We start from the raw sequence: 12,472 nt of genomic DNA, 5'->3' as shown, positions 1-12,472 counted from the left end.
GTCAGTCTCCCAGATGTGCCAGCAATGCATCCAGGCGCTGTTTCAGCCCGGCGACCTCGTCTTCCAGCGCCTCTACGCGCGCGGCAAGAGTGTCATTGCTTACTGAGGATCCCGCGTCGCTCTCCGCGGTAACGGTAGCGACATCGACGTCGCCGCTGAACAGGTGCATATAGCGGCTTTCACGTTTACCCGGCTCGCGCGCCAGACGCACCACGTATGGGCCGTCTTCGCGAGAAGCCAGCCCTTCCAGGGTCTGCTCAACTTCCTGCATATCGCTGAACTCATGCATGCGGGAAGCGCGCGTGCGCAGTTCCCCCGGCGTCTGCGCCCCGCGCAGCAACAGCGTGGTGATGACCGCCACTTCCGCACTGCTCAGCTTCAGGTCGCCAAATTCGGAGTTACAGAAGCGCTGTTCGTATTTGGTCACGCGGTTGCCGAAGCCGCTGACGGTGCGCAGATAGTGGCGTTTAACCAACGCATCCAGCACGTCCTGAACCTCATGCTCGCTGAGGTTCATCACCGGCTCGCGGTTGGTCTTCTGGTTGCAGGCCATGGTCACGGCGTTGACGGAGAGCGGATACTGCTCCGGCGTGGTGACCTGTTTTTCGAGTAAGCACCCAATCACGCGCGCTTCTGTACCGTTTAGCTGATACTTCATCTTTTCTCCTTAACGACCTGCGGTCCAGTCCCGGGTGGTTAACGCCGTCAGAACGTGGTCGCGCCACTCTCCGTCTATCAGCAGATAGTCTTTGGCGTAACCCTCTTTCTCGAACCCTAAGCGCGCCAGCAAATTGCCGCTGCGCTGATTATGCGGCATATAGTTCGCCATGATGCGATGGATATGCTGCGTGCGTTGCATATAGCGGATCGCCACCGTTAACGCCTCGTACATCAGCCCCTGCCCCTGCCATTTCTGGCCGATGGAGTAGCCAAGGTAGCAGGCGTGAAACGACCCGCGCACCACGTTTGAAAAATTGGCGATCCCGATAATCTCTTTCTCTTCAGGATCCAGCAGCGCGAAATAGAACGCGCTGCCCTGCTTGTGAAATTCCGTAATCATGCTGAGGCGCGCCTGCCAGCCGGAAGGGTAACAATGGCTCTCATCCCGAACGGGTTCCCAGGGTTTTAAAAACTGGCGATTCTCGGCGTAATAATCCGCCAGACGCCAGGCATCACGCTCATGCACCAGACGAACGACCAGCCTGTCCGTTGTCAGACGCACTTTTGGCACATTACTGCGATAGCCAAACATCGATACCACTCCTTCCCGTCACTTCTGCTGACCCATTAGCTTTACTATACCTGCGCCTGCGCCGTCTGTGAAAACAGTGACATACCATTTTGCCCTCTTTTCATTATTTTCGATGAGAACTCTCTATCAAAGCACCCTTTTGATAAAAAAATATTGTCACGCCCAGGGGTGGGAAAAAACGCGGCGACACCGCAGAATGTTAGCGTGCTCACCTTCTTATTTTCCCTGGAGGGAAAATGTCCCGCGTATCACAGGCCAGGAGCCTGGGTAAATATTTCCTGCTCGTCGATAACATGCTGGTCGTGCTTGGCTTTTTTGTCGTTTTTCCATTGATATCGATCCGCTTTGTCGATCAGATGGGCTGGGCGGCATTAATGGTTGGCATTGCCCTGGGGTTACGCCAGTTTGTCCAGCAGGGCCTGGGCGTCTTTGGCGGGGCCATTGCCGACCGCTTTGGCGCTAAACCGATGATCGTTACCGGTATGCTGCTGCGCGCGGCAGGTTTTGCCACGATGGCGGTCGCCCAGGAGCCCTGGCTGCTCTGGTTCTCCTGTTTCCTCTCCGGTATCGGCGGCACGCTGTTCGATCCGCCGCGCACCGCGCTGGTGGTAAAGCTTATTCGCCCCCAGCACCGCGGCCGTTTCTTCTCGATTCTGATGATGCAGGACAGTGCCGGGGCGGTTATCGGCGCCCTGCTGGGAAGCTGGCTGCTGCAGTATGATTTCCGACTGGTCTGCGCGGCTGGGGCGGTGCTCTTTATTCTGTGCGCGCTGTTCAATGGCCTGTTCCTGCCCGCCTGGAAACTGTCGACGGTCAAAGCGCCGGTCCGGGAAGGGCTTGGCCGCGTCCTGCGCGACAGGCGTTTTGTCACCTATGTGTTGACCCTGACGGGCTATTACATGCTGGCTGTGCAGGTCATGCTGATGCTGCCGATCATGGTTAACGACATTGCGGGCACGCCTGCAGCCGTTAAATGGATGTACGCCATCGAAGCCTGCCTGTCGTTAACGCTGCTTTATCCGATTGCCCGCTGGAGCGAACGGCATTTTCGTCTGGAGCATCGCCTGATGGCCGGGCTGCTCCTGATGACGCTGAGCATGATGCCGATCGGTCTGGTGAACTCTCTCCAGCAGCTGTTTACGCTGATTTGCACGTTCTATATTGGCTCAATCATCGCCGAGCCTGCCCGCGAAACGCTGAGCGCCTCGCTTGCGGATGCGCGTGCGCGCGGCAGCTATATGGGTTTCAGCCGGCTGGGGCTGGCGCTTGGCGGCGCATTAGGTTACGCCGGTGGCGGCTGGCTGTTTGATGCCGGAAAAGCGTTAAGCCAGCCCGAACTCCCGTGGATGATGCTCGGCGCGGTGGGCTTTATGACGCTCCTTGCCCTGTGGTGGCAGTTCAGCCAGAAACGCAGCGCGAGCGGAATGCTCGAGCCTGGCGCGTAGCCTTTCCCTCGGGCGGGAGCTCCTCCCGCCCCACTTCTCAGTTTTTTCTGCTGGTTTCTGCCAATTCACACTGACATACTGGCGCAACAGGACAGAAGCGCCGATTTTTCGTTGAGGAACACTATGAAGAAAATTGTCTTTGCCGCGGCATTAGTTGTCAGCGGCCTGCTGGTTGGCTGTAACCAGCTCACGCAATATACCGTCAGTGAACAGGAAATTAATCAGGCGCTGGAAAAACATAACAATTTCTCTAAAGATATTGGCGTGCCGGGGCTGGCGGACGCGCATATCGTCCTTACGAACCTGACCAGCCAGATCGGACGTGAAGAGCCAAACAAAGTCACCCTTGCCGGTGATGCGGATCTCGATATGTCCTCCCTCTTTGGCAATCAGAAAGCCAACATCAAGCTCAAGCTGAAGGCACTCCCTGTTTTCAATAAAGAGAAAGGGGCAATTTTCCTGCAGGAGATGGAGGTCATCGATGCGCAGGTGTCTCCGGATAAAATGGCGCCGGTTCTGCAAACCCTGATGCCCTATCTGAACCAGTCGCTGCGAAATTACTTTAACCAGCAGCCCGCGTACGTCTTAAGCGAAGACAAAAGCAAGGGTGAAGCTCTGGCGAAAAAATATGCAAAAGGTATAGAGGTGAAACCGGGAGAAATTATCATTCCTTTCACCGATTAACCTGAAGGGCGCTGCGGCGCCCTTTTTTTTACGGAAAAGTGTGCAAACGAAAACGTTTCCGCTTATGATTTGTGTCCGGCAAAAACAGCCATCTTATGACTGATTCCTGACAAGCCGGAGCTTCCATGACTGCACAACCCCAGGTTCTTAAAATCCGCCGCCCTGACGACTGGCATATCCATCTGCGTGATGGCGATATGCTGAAAATCGTCGTGCCTTATACCAGCGAAATTTATGGCCGCGCGATTGTCATGCCTAACCTGGTTCCACCAGTCACCACCGTCGATGCCGCGATTGCCTATCGCCAGCGCATCCTGGATGCCGTTCCTGCGGGACACGATTTCACCCCGCTGATGACCTGCTATCTTACCGACTCGCTGGATCCGAACGAAGTGGAGCTCGGGTTTAACGAAGGCGTATTTACGGCGGCGAAACTCTACCCGGCAAATGCCACCACCAACTCCAGCCACGGCGTCACCAGCATTGATGCCATCATGCCGGTTCTGGAACGTATGCAGAAACTGGGCATGCCGCTGCTGGTCCATGGTGAAGTCACGCATGCCGAGATTGACATCTTCGATCGTGAAGCCCGCTTTATCGAGACCGTGATGGAGCCTCTGCGCCAGCGCCTGCCCGCGCTTAAAGTGGTCTTTGAGCATATCACCACCAAAGACGCGGCAGAGTATGTGCGCGACGGCAACGATCTTATCGCCGCCACCATTACGCCACAGCACCTGATGTTTAACCGTAACCACATGCTGGTGGGCGGGGTACGTCCTCACCTGTACTGTCTGCCTATTCTCAAGCGCAACATCCACCAGCAGGCGCTGCGCGAGTTGGTCGCCAGCGGGTTCTCCCGCGCGTTCCTCGGCACCGATTCCGCACCTCACGCCCGCCACCGCAAAGAGGCGAGCTGCGGCTGTGCAGGCTGCTTCAACGCGCCAACGGCACTGGCCAGCTACGCGACCGTCTTTGAAGAGATGAACGCGCTCGAACATTTTGAAGCGTTCTGCTCCCTTAACGGCCCGCGCTTCTACGGCCTGCCGGTCAACGACACCTTCATCGAACTGGAGCGTAAAGCGAGCCACGTTGAGGAGTCCATTGCGCTGACGGATGACACTCTGATCCCATTCCTGGCGGGCGAAACCGTTAACTGGACGGTAAAACGTTAAAAAATCAATGCCCCTTGTTGTCAAACCGACAATATACCTGTATAAATAAACAGTATATTACACAGGGGGCATTTATGCGTATTGAAGTCACCATAGCCAAAACAACTGTTCTACCTGCCGGCGCGCTTGATGCACTGGCAGGCGAATTATCCCGCCGTATTAACAACACCTTTCCCGACAACGCGGGTGCCGTAACGGTGCGTTACGCCGCGGCGAACAACCTCTCCGTCATTGGTGCTGCGAAAGAAGATAAAGATCGCATCAGCGAAATCCTGCAGGAGACGTGGGAAAGCGCAGACGACTGGTTTATCACAGATTAACACTGCTCCCTCATTGTGTTTTTTTGCCGGGTCGCCCCGGCTTTTTTTTGTCTAAAAATCCTGCAAGTTCAAATTAATTCGGCATCTTCTTTAAAAATCGTGAACGAGATGGTGTTTTATTGTTCGAACAATCCTAAAAAGCAGAAAAATGTGTTGCCACCTGTTTATTTTTCCCGTTGGAACCCTTATTACTTGGTATACTGAAGATGCTTTCAGAAAAACATGCATTGAACCTCAAAGCCGTTGTCTTCTAACACGCATTAAGGGGGTTATAATGGAAAAGAATAGTGAAGTGATCCAGACCCATCCACTGGTTGGCTGGGATATCAGTACCGTAGATAGCTACGATGCGCTGATGCTGCGTTTGCACTACCAGACCCCGAATCAACTCAACCGTGAAGAAGCGGAAGTTGGACAGACGCTGTGGCTAACAACAGACGTCGCCCGTCAGTTTATTTCTATTTTAGAGGCAGGTATTGCAAAAATAGAATCTGGCGACTATCAGGAAAATGAGTATAAACGGCACTAAGCTTATGCCCACTTTTCTCTCTACAGGCACCCTCGCGGTGCCTTATTTATTTCTCCCTTGTCTAACCCCGCGTTGTTAATTACTCTGCTAACAAAACATCAGGTTACGAGATGCATATGAGATACGACTTAATCATTATTGGTAGCGGCTCCGTGGGTTCCGCTGCCGGTTATTACGCAACACAGGCAGGTCTGAAGGTCCTGATGATCGATGCCCACCTCCCTCCTCATTCGGAGGGTAGCCATCATGGCGATACCCGCCTCATCCGCCATGCGTATGGAGAAGGCGAGCGCTATGTCCCGCTGGTGCTTCGCGCCCAGACGCTGTGGGACGAACTGGCGAAACAGACCGAAGATCGCATTTTCGAACGTACCGGCGTTATCAACCTGGGCCCGGCCCAGTCTGAATTTCTCGCAGGCGTCGAGCGCAGCGCGAAAGCCTTTAATCTGGACGTTGAGAAGCTGGACGCGACCGGCATTACCGCGCGCTGGCCTGAAATTACCGTCCCGGAGGATTACATTGGCCTCTATGAAGCCCACTCCGGCGTGCTGCATTGTGAAACGGCGATCAAAACCTGGATCGATCTTGCCGCGAAAGCCGGCTGTGCGCAGCTGTTTAACTGTCCGGTGGAGGCCATCACCCATGACGAGAATGGCGTCACGGTAACGACTCTTGACGGCGACTATTCAGCGTCCCGCCTGCTCGTCAGCGCAGGAACCTGGGTCACGCGCCTGCTGCCGGAACTGCCAATCCAGCCGGTGCGCAAGGTCTTCTCCTGGTTCCAGTCGGATGGCCGCTACAGCGCGCAGAATAAATTCCCGGCATTTACCGGCGAATTGCCGAATGGCGATCAGTTCTACGGTTTCCCTTCCGAGAAAGACGCGCTGAAAATCGGTAAACACAACGGTGGCCAGGCTATCTCCACCCCTGAAGAGCGTAAGCCTTTCGGCGCCTTTCCGCAGGATGGTTCAGAAGCCTTCACGTTCCTGCGTACTATTCTTCCGGGCGTCGGCGGCTTGCTGTATGGCGCGGCCTGTACCTACGACAACACCCCGGATGAAGACTTTATCATTGATACGCTGCCCGGGCATGACAACGTCCTGCTGATTACCGGGCTGAGCGGCCACGGCTTTAAGTTTGCTTCCGTGCTGGGCGAGATCGCCGCGCAGTTCGCCCAGGGTATTGCATCGCAGTTTGATCTGACGCCCTTCTCCCTCTCGCGTTTTAACGGATAATCCGCCACGGGCTCCGGAGGTTTCGGGGCCCGTTTCATTCACACTGCATTACGGGGCGTTATGCGCAGGATCGTTAACTTTCTGATGAATAATATTCGCGAGCATTTCATGCTCTACATCTTATTGTGGGCGCTGCTGGCCATTATTGATTTTGTTTACATTGTATTTTACTGAAAAGCCTTACTGACAATAATTGACGTTAATTTATCTTTATTGAAGCTCACCATTTCGCTTGCACGAAGAGATTGAATTAGCTTTAGCGATCCTTTTCAAAATTGCTGAAATAAATAAAATAAAAATTAATAGACAATTATTTCAGTTGCAATATCCCGCCTTCCCGTTCATTTTTACTTTCCGGTTAATTTGAAAATGGACATTCTGATGCAATTGCGTAACTCCTCCCGGCGCTACGGAATAATATCCATAGGTTTGCACTGGATATTTGCTCTTGCCGTCTACGGTATGTTTGGACTTGGACTCTGGATGGTCACGCTCAGCTATTATGACGGCTGGTATCACCAGGCACCGGAGTTGCATAAAAGCATTGGCGTTCTCCTGATGCTGGGGCTGGTCTTCCGCGTGATCTGGCGACATATTTCCCCGCCGCCCGCCGCGCCAAAAACTCACAGCAAATTTACCCGCGTCAGTGCCGTTGCCGCGCATATCGCGCTCTATGCGCTGCTCTTCGCCATTCTGATTAGCGGCTACCTTATCTCGACGGCGGACGGTAAGCCGATTAGCGTTTTTGGCCTGTTCGAGGTTCCGGCAACGCTTAGCGATGCCGGGGCGCAGGCCGACACGGCGGGGGTTGTTCACCTCTGGCTTGCCTGGAGCGTGGTGATCCTCTCCGTGCTGCACGGGCTTGCCGCCCTCAAACACCATTTTATTGATAAAGACGATACGCTAAAGCGCATGCTTGGCCGCTCGTCAGTTGACTCTGGAGCATAAAATGAAAAAACACCTGCTGGGTATCGCCCTGGGTTCTCTGTTATTCACCGCCGGTTCCGCCGTGGCGGCGGATTATAAAATTGATAAAGAGGGCCAGCACGCTTTCGTCAATTTCCGTATTCAGCACCTGGGCTACAGCTGGCTGTACGGCACCTTTAAGGATTTTGACGGCACGTTCACTTTTGACGAGAAAAATCCCGCGGCCGATAAAGTCAATGTGACGATTAATACGAACAGCATCGACACGAACCACGCAGAGCGCGATAAACACCTGCGCAGTGGGGAGTTCCTCAACGTCGCGAAATTCCCGCAGGCGACCTTCACTTCTACTGAGGTGAAGAAAGACGGTGATAAACTGAATATTACCGGCAACCTGACGCTTAACGGCGTAACAAAACCGGTCACGCTTGATGCTAAATTACTGGGTCAGGGTGACGATCCGTGGGGCGGTAAACGCGCAGGTTTTGAAGCGGCGGGTAAAATTCACCTGAAAGATTTTAATATCACAACGGATTTAGGTCCGGCGTCTCAGGACGTTGAGCTGATTATTTCCGTTGAAGGTGTACAGCAGAAATCATAATAGATTCGCCCGGCAGGCTTTCGCCGTGCCGGGCGTTATTATCATTCCGGGTCAGGGATACCCAGTTTGGTATTCAGACGGCCGCGTGATTTATTGAAAATCTTGTTGCCGTTTTCACGTCCTGCGCGACGGCGACGCTGCTCTTCTTCCGGCAGGATGCTCTCTTCGCTGCACAGTTCGCTACAGCAGCCGTTAAACTTCTCGGCACAGGCCGGGCACTGAATGAACAGCAGATGACACCCGTCGTTTTTGCAGTTGGTGTGGGTATCGCACGGTGCGCCGCACTGGTGGCACTGAGCAATAACGTCTTCCGAGATACGCTCACCCATACGCTCGTCAAAGACAAAGTTTTTCCCGATAAAGCGCACCGGTAAACCCTGCTCGCGGGCGCGGCGGGCGTACTCGATAATGCCGCCTTCAATATGCCAGACCTTATTAAAGCCGTTGTGCTTCATCCACGCGCTGGCTTTCTCACAGCGGATACCGCCGGTGCAGTACATAACGATCTTTTTATCTTTATGTTCCTGCATCATCTCAACCGCTTTGGGCAGCTGCTCGCGGAAGGTGTCGGCCGGGATTTCCATCGCGTTCTCGAAATGCCCCACTTCGTACTCATAGTGGTTACGCATATCAATGAACACGGCATCCGGATCGTCCAGCATCGCATTCACTTCCGCGGCCTTCAGATATTCACCGACATCCGCCGGGTTAAACTCGGGATCGTCGATACCGTCCGCCACGATGCGCTCACGCACCTTCATGCGCAGCACCCAGAAGGATTTCCCGTCATCGTCCAGAGCAATGTTCAGGCGCAAGCCGTCGAGGGCCGGATCGAACTGATAAAGCACGTCGCGGAAGGCGCTGACTTTGCTTTCCGGTACGCTAATTTGCGCGTTAATGCCTTCACGGGCAAGGTAGACGCGGCCAAAGACGTTCAGGGCCGTGAACGCCTGATAAAGCGCATCGCGGGTCGCCTGCGGATCGTCGATCGTGAAGTATTTATAGAAAGAGATGGTTGTGCGCGGTTCGGTTTCAGCCAACATACGCGCTTTCAACATCTCATTCGACACGCGGTTGTGTAACACTGGCATGGTGTACAGTCCTGGAATCGTTAGAGAGAATTAAAAATCGGTCGGCATCATATAGCAAACAAAACCAATTTACATCCACACAATTTACGCTACATTTCACACACCCTGATTAATCAGGCTTAACAATTGCTGTATTCGTGCACGCTTCGAAAGCAGATATTTTGGCTATGTCTCAAAAAATGAGACACTAGCAAAACAGGACGTTTGAACACAGGAAAGACATGACCCAGTTACCAAAATTTACTGCCGCCCTTTTGCATCCCCGCTATTGGTTGACCTGGCTTGGCATCGGCTTTTTATGGCTTCTGGTACAGCTTCCCTACCCTGTTATTTTTCGGTTGGGTAAATTTCTGGGCCGTTTCGCACAGCTGTTTATGAAGCGTCGCGCCAGAATTGCGTACCGCAATCTTGAGCTCTGTTTTCCGCAGATGAGCGAGCCAGAGCGTCACGATATGGTCGCGAAGAATTTCGAATCCGTCGGGATGGGGCTTATGGAGACCGGCATGGCGTGGTTCTGGCCGGACAAACGCATGGCCCGCTGGAGCGAGGTGACGGGAACCGGCATGGAGCCTGTGCATACGCTTCAGGCCAACCAGACGGGCGTTTTGCTGATCGGCGTCCATTTCCTGACGCTGGAAATCGGGGCGCGCATGTTCGGCATGCAGGCGCCGGGCATTGGCGTTTATCGTCCTAACGATAACCCGGTCATCGATTTAATCCAGACCAACGGCCGCATGCGCTCCAACAAAAGCATGATCGACCGTAAGGATCTGAAGGGGATGATCCGCGCGCTGAAATCCGGTGAAGTGGTCTGGTATGCCCCCGACCACGACTATGGCCCACAGGCCAGCGTATTTGTTCCCTTCTTCGCCGTTGAAGAGGCCGCCACAACGACCGGTACCTGGATGCTGGCGCGGATGTCCAAAGCCGCCATCGTGCCTTTCGTCCCTCGCCGTAAGCCGGATGGTTCAGGCTACGAGCTGATGATGCTGGAGCCGGAGCTTGCGCCGCCGCTCGACGATGCGGAAACCACCGCACGCTGGATGAACAGCGTTGTGGAGAAGTGCATCATGCTGGCGCCCGAACAGTACATGTGGCTGCACCGCCGCTTTAAAACGCGGCCACAAGGCACGCCGTCCCGCTATTAATCCTCATGCGGTCCTCAGGGCCGCATGCCGTTTTAGCTTTAAAAGCTCCTCGTCATTGCGGCAATCATAACCCCGGCGCATAATTAGCAGGCTTATTACTTTATGCTTCAGGTGCTCTGCACCTCATTATGCGGATAGTTATGTCACCCTCAGATGCCCCCATAAACTGGAAGCGTAACCTCGCGGTTGCGTGGCTTGGCTGTTTTCTTACCGGCGCGGCCTTTAGCCTGGTTATGCCCTTCCTGCCGCTCTACGTCGAACAGCTAGGCGTGACGGGCCACAGCGCGCTCAATATGTGGTCCGGTCTGGTATTCAGCATCACGTTTCTCTTTTCCGCGATGGCCTCGCCCTTCTGGGGCGGCCTTGCCGATCGCAAGGGGCGTAAAATTATGCTGCTGCGTTCGGCGCTGGGGATGGCCATTATCATGGCGCTGATGGGCGTGGCGCAGAACGTCTGGCAGTTTCTGATCCTGCGTGCGCTGCTGGGCCTGTTGGGTGGATTTATTCCCAACGCGAATGCCCTGATTGCCACGCAAATTCCCCGCCATAAAAGCGGCTGGGCGCTGGGCACGCTCTCAACCGGTGGCGTGAGCGGTGCCCTGCTGGGACCGCTGGCCGGGGGATTACTGGCGGATAACTACGGCCTGCGCCCGGTCTTCTTTATCACCGCCAGCGTGTTGTTCCTGTGCTTTATCGTCACCCTGCTCTGTATCCGGGAAAACTTCACGCCTGTCGCCAAAAAAGAGATGCTTCACGCCAGAGAGGTGCTGACCTCGCTCAAAAATCCCAGACTGGTGCTGAGCCTGTTCGTGACGACAATGATTATCCAGGTGGCTACCGGGTCGATTGCCCCTATTCTGACGCTGTACGTTCGCGACCTGGCGGGTAACGTCAGCAATATTGCGTTCATCAGCGGGCTGATTGCCTCCGTACCCGGCGTGGCGGCGCTGCTGAGCGCCCCGAGACTGGGTAAACTGGGAGACCGGGTGGGTCCGGAGAAAATCCTGATCTCCGCGCTGGTGATCTCCGTCCTGCTGCTTATCCCGATGTCGATGGTGCAGGCTCCGTGGCAGCTGGGCTTACTTCGCTTTTTGCTGGGAGCCGCCGACGGCGCGTTGCTTCCCGCCGTACAGACCCTGCTGGTTTACAACTCCACGAACCAGATTGCCGGGCGTATTTTCAGCTATAACCAGTCATTCCGCGATATCGGTAACGTCACCGGACCGCTGCTCGGAGCCGGGATCTCCGCCAGCTTCGGTTTTCGCGCCGTCTTTATCGTGACGGCGGGCGTCGTGTTGTTCAATGCCATTTATTCATGGTTCAGTTTATCCCGCGCGCTGCGGCCCGTAACGGAATAAGACGAACGCCTGACAGCTTATTTTCGCATTCATACTTGCAGAATCTTATATTCAGCTATTCTTTCCCTGAAACCTTCTGGAAAACAGGGAGACACCAATGACCATGTACGCCACGCTGGAAGAAGCTATTGATGCCGCTCGTGAAGAGTTCCTCGCCGACAACCCCGGCGTTGAAGAAGAAGATGCTGACGTGCAACAGCTTAATATCCAAAAATACGTTCTGCAGGATGGAGATATTATGTGGCAGGCCGAATTCTTTGCCGATGAAGGTGAAGAAGGGGAATGTTTGCCGATATTAAGTGGTGAAGGTGCGCAGGCCGTCTTTGATGGCGACTATGACGAAATCGAACTTCGGCAGGAATGGCTGGAAGAGAACACCCTGCACGAGTGGGATGAGGGTGAGTTTCAGCTCGAGCCGCCGCTGGATACGGAAGAAGGTCAAACCGCAGCCGATGAGTGGGACGAGCGTTAATTTACGCTATTCGTAAGGGCCGTGGCTGGCGTCGATCGGCAGCAACAGCGTGTCGAAAATCAGCGAGAACGGCAGATCGAGCACGGTCAGGTAGCGCCATGCGGAATCACGAAGATCCCATTTCACGCCCGGGTAATACTGATTTCCGTGGCCTTGCCCTGGAATGGTGCGACTGATGATACTGCCGCAGCCGCTGAGCAGGCATGCCACCATAACGACGATGATTATTCTCATCTTT

16 protein-coding genes are annotated in these 12,472 nt (G+C 54.5%); 12 read left to right on the top strand and 4 right to left on the bottom strand.

Annotation, left to right across the window (positions count from 1 at the left end; all coding sequences use genetic code 11):
• Position 1: 1 nt before the first annotated feature.
• Positions 2–658 carry a YceH family protein gene (locus WM95_RS09640; protein WP_063408624.1) on the bottom strand — a complete coding sequence of 219 codons (657 nt, stop codon included), beginning with the start codon at positions 656–658 and terminating at the stop codon, positions 2–4.
• A 9-nt stretch (positions 659–667) separates the two neighbouring features.
• Complete coding sequence (gene rimJ, locus WM95_RS09635) at positions 668–1,252, bottom strand: ribosomal protein S5-alanine N-acetyltransferase (RefSeq protein WP_008500822.1); 585 nt, start codon at positions 1,250–1,252, stop codon at positions 668–670.
• Between the two features lie 236 nt (positions 1,253–1,488).
• On the opposite strand from rimJ, the gene mdtH reads away from it, so the two are divergent.
• The 9 genes from mdtH (at position 1,489) to WM95_RS09590 (ending at position 8,165) form a co-directional block, all read left to right on the top strand.
• Positions 1,489–2,697: a multidrug efflux MFS transporter MdtH gene (mdtH, locus tag WM95_RS09630; protein ID WP_045401856.1), complete on the top strand. Its 1,209-nt coding sequence runs from the start codon at positions 1,489–1,491 to the stop codon at positions 2,695–2,697.
• A 123-nt stretch (positions 2,698–2,820) separates the two neighbouring features.
• Positions 2,821–3,381, top strand: a complete 561-nt coding sequence (locus tag WM95_RS09625; protein WP_063408625.1) for a lipoprotein — start codon at positions 2,821–2,823, stop codon at positions 3,379–3,381.
• Between the two features lie 125 nt (positions 3,382–3,506).
• A complete protein-coding gene (pyrC, locus tag WM95_RS09620) occupies positions 3,507–4,553 on the top strand; it encodes a dihydroorotase (protein ID WP_063408626.1) in 1,047 nt (348 codons plus the stop codon).
• A gap of 74 nt (positions 4,554–4,627) precedes the next feature.
• Positions 4,628–4,873: a DNA damage-inducible protein I gene (gene dinI, locus WM95_RS09615; RefSeq protein WP_008500826.1), complete on the top strand. Its 246-nt coding sequence runs from the start codon at positions 4,628–4,630 to the stop codon at positions 4,871–4,873.
• A gap of 274 nt (positions 4,874–5,147) precedes the next feature.
• On the top strand, positions 5,148–5,402 hold the full coding sequence (gene bssS, locus WM95_RS09610) for a biofilm formation regulator BssS (RefSeq protein ID WP_008500827.1): 255 nt from the start codon (positions 5,148–5,150) through the stop codon (positions 5,400–5,402).
• A 116-nt stretch (positions 5,403–5,518) separates the two neighbouring features.
• The gene (solA, locus tag WM95_RS09605) at positions 5,519–6,637 is read left to right on the top strand and encodes an N-methyl-L-tryptophan oxidase (protein WP_063408630.1); all 1,119 of its coding nucleotides are present in this window, start codon (positions 5,519–5,521) and stop codon (positions 6,635–6,637) included.
• A gap of 60 nt (positions 6,638–6,697) precedes the next feature.
• Positions 6,698–6,811, top strand: coding sequence for a YceO family protein (locus WM95_RS09600; RefSeq protein WP_032639612.1), 114 nt, complete (start codon positions 6,698–6,700; stop codon positions 6,809–6,811).
• 207 nt (positions 6,812–7,018) lie between these two features.
• Complete coding sequence (locus WM95_RS09595) at positions 7,019–7,585, top strand: cytochrome b (protein WP_063408631.1); 567 nt, start codon at positions 7,019–7,021, stop codon at positions 7,583–7,585.
• A gap of 1 nt (position 7,586) precedes the next feature.
• Positions 7,587–8,165, top strand: coding sequence for a YceI family protein (locus tag WM95_RS09590; protein WP_063408627.1), 579 nt, complete (start codon positions 7,587–7,589; stop codon positions 8,163–8,165).
• A 41-nt stretch (positions 8,166–8,206) separates the two neighbouring features.
• On the opposite strand, the gene trhO is transcribed toward WM95_RS09590, so the two are convergent.
• The gene (trhO, locus tag WM95_RS09585; RefSeq protein WP_039261862.1) at positions 8,207–9,256 is read right to left on the bottom strand and encodes an oxygen-dependent tRNA uridine(34) hydroxylase TrhO; all 1,050 of its coding nucleotides are present in this window, start codon (positions 9,254–9,256) and stop codon (positions 8,207–8,209) included.
• Between the two features lie 221 nt (positions 9,257–9,477).
• On the opposite strand from trhO, the gene WM95_RS09580 reads away from it, so the two are divergent.
• The 3 genes from WM95_RS09580 to WM95_RS09570 all read left to right on the top strand — a co-directional run bounded on the left by WM95_RS09580 (position 9,478) and on the right by WM95_RS09570 (position 12,234).
• Positions 9,478–10,404 (top strand): Kdo(2)-lipid IV(A) acyltransferase, encoded by a 927-nt coding sequence (locus tag WM95_RS09580; RefSeq protein ID WP_023311120.1) that lies wholly within the window; start codon positions 9,478–9,480, stop codon positions 10,402–10,404.
• Between the two features lie 140 nt (positions 10,405–10,544).
• Complete coding sequence (gene mdtG / locus WM95_RS09575) at positions 10,545–11,762, top strand: multidrug efflux MFS transporter MdtG (protein ID WP_063408628.1); 1,218 nt, start codon at positions 10,545–10,547, stop codon at positions 11,760–11,762.
• 97 nt (positions 11,763–11,859) lie between these two features.
• Entirely contained in the window at positions 11,860–12,234 is a 375-nt protein-coding gene (locus WM95_RS09570) for a MysB family protein (RefSeq protein ID WP_023311118.1), read from the top strand.
• 6 nt (positions 12,235–12,240) lie between these two features.
• Here the strand turns inward: WM95_RS09570 and WM95_RS09565 are convergent, their stop codons facing one another.
• Positions 12,241–12,468, bottom strand: coding sequence for a YceK/YidQ family lipoprotein (locus tag WM95_RS09565; protein WP_033145189.1), 228 nt, complete (start codon positions 12,466–12,468; stop codon positions 12,241–12,243).
• Between the last annotated feature and the right edge of the window lie 4 nt (positions 12,469–12,472).

Source organism: Enterobacter cloacae complex sp. ECNIH7, assembly GCF_002208095.1.
GTDB classification, from domain to species: domain Bacteria; phylum Pseudomonadota; class Gammaproteobacteria; order Enterobacterales; family Enterobacteriaceae; genus Enterobacter; species Enterobacter cloacae_M.
Note: the sequence above shows the minus strand (reverse complement) of the source record. Positions and strands in the feature narration are given on the sequence as shown.